Here is a 2,042-nt window from a genome sequence, read left to right as displayed (position 1 = left end):
CCCCCAGACCGTCCGAGAACTCTGATTTTCGCTGTAGGATGGCATTCTTGCAGCGGATTTGAGGTCGTAGAGACTATCTGGTGGAATTTGTTTTTCAATTGAAAGAATAAATTCTCTCATGATAATCGGTTTTAGAAGCTTAAAATGCACTTTAAAATGTGGTTATTACCTATATTCGTAAGGATGTGCACCTCGGCAAGTCTTTTATCGGAGTGCGGCAAGCAGTGCGGGTACACCTTTGAGACTTATAGCACGACGTAGGTTATAGGATAGACAGAGCAATCCCATCTCTGCACCTACTTTTGCAAAACCTTTTAGTAAAAAATAGTAGTATCCGAGCGTTCTTTTAATTGTCCCGAACGGATGTTCCGACAAACATTTGCGATTATCCATTTTCTTTTGGTCAAGATGTAGCACATAGCGTACCACCTTTTTCATAACGGTTATTCTTGTTGGTTTCAGATTCGCATTGCCGTCATTTGCTGCATCTTGTTTCCTTCGGGTATCAGCAACCTTTATTAGATCATCCTTACTAAAGTCCGCTTCCTTGAACTTGGATATGGTACACTTGCATTTGCATTTCTTGCAGGCCAACTTGTTGCAGTAACGTATATTGCCGTTTCGTTTAATGGATTTCTGTCTAAGAATCTCACCTTGCGGACAATAGACAAGGTTACGTTCGGCATCCCTAACGAAGAAGCCTTCAAGAGCTTTGGCACGCATTTGTTCGGAAGTCATGTCCAGCACTGCTGAATCGGATGTCGGCAATGTACGCTTTTTTACCTCAACAATTTCCATATCAGTTAAGATTCCGTTGTAGACATCGGGAATTACTCCGGCTTGAAGACATGCCCTCAAGTCCTCGGGGTTGGTACTAACTTTCTGTTCATCGGTTATGGTGTTTCCAATGTACTCAAACTCAACCTGCTCGGTGCAGCCACCGTCACGCCGGATGACATTGGGTACAATGCCCGATGCAAGTGCGTCGGTATGGTCTTCGGGGCATTCATAGCCCTTGTCTGCTGTAGTCTCAAGGATGTCAATCCCATAGTCTTTTTTCACATCTGTAGCTACGTTTGTTATTTGGCCATGGTCAGTAGGACTGTTAGTGACCCGGAAGCCGGCAATCATGTGGCTGTCCGCGTCAACAGCCGTCTGCATGTTATAGCCTACGCAGAAACCTTCATTCGCTTTCATCAGTCTTGCATCCGGGTCAGTAAGCGATATCTGTTTTTCATTAGACTCCTCTAATGTAGTGCGGTATGCTTCGTAACGGGCTTTGCGTTCTTTACAGACATTCAGTTTGTGCTCAAGTTCTTCTCTGGAAAGTTTGCGACCTTCTTCCCGATCGCATGAGTCAAGCTCTTCCATGTATAAAGTGATATGTTCATCCAAACGTTTGATACGGTCGTCAAGTTTGTTGAGCGTAAAATTGTTATCCTTGGCATTTACAGCCTTGAACTTGCTTCCGTCAATAGATATGTATGACTTGGAGAAGAGCTTCAACCCCATGCAGAACTTATTGAACTCCTTGAATACTTTAGTTATGCTATCCTTATTATCCTTGCGAAAATCGGAAATGGTGCGAAAATCAGGATATAATTTGCCCAGTAGCCACATCACCTCCACGTTGCATTTGCACTCACGGGCCAACTTGCGCGATGAACGCACTTGGTAAAAGTAACCATAAATATACAGTTTTAACAGGTCACGAGGGTCGTACCCGGGACTTCCCGTGGCTTTGGGAATGTTCCGTATAAACTCTAACTTGCCCATATCCAAACTATCAACGAATGCATCAAACAAACGAACCGGAGCATCCTCCTCAACATAGTCGTCTATGCAATCGGGGAAAAGTACTTTCTGTTGTCGTTCTTCACCTTTCTTATATGCCATAACTCTGTTTCTTAGCTTAGGTAAAGATAAGAAAAATGAATGAGAAGCATGAATATCTAATGTTAAACCATGCTACAAACAGGGGCTATTGCGGAGGGACAACGACAAACCTCTGTTTAAAGAGGAGTTCTCGGACAGTCTCCCCC

1 protein-coding gene is annotated in these 2,042 nt (G+C 43.7%); it reads right to left on the bottom strand.

Annotated features, from left to right (window positions below; genetic code table 11):
• Positions 1-204: 204 nt before the first annotated feature.
• Positions 205-1,896 (bottom strand): transposase, encoded by a 1,692-nt coding sequence (locus tag NSB03_RS20460; RefSeq protein ID WP_257466629.1) that lies wholly within the window; start codon positions 1,894-1,896, stop codon positions 205-207.
• Between the last annotated feature and the right edge of the window lie 146 nt (positions 1,897-2,042).

It is taken from the genome of Bacteroides acidifaciens, from assembly GCF_024623065.1.
Taxonomy (GTDB): Bacteria; Bacteroidota; Bacteroidia; order Bacteroidales; family Bacteroidaceae; genus Bacteroides; species Bacteroides acidifaciens.
Note: the sequence above shows the minus strand (reverse complement) of the source record. Positions and strands in the feature narration are given on the sequence as shown.

What these genes read in the sequence shown, in the direction of transcription:
- NSB03_RS20460 (WP_257466629.1), bottom strand. Translation starts at nt 1,896, where the DNA reads ATGGCATATAAGAAAGGTGAAGAACGACAACAGAAAGTACTTTTCCCC.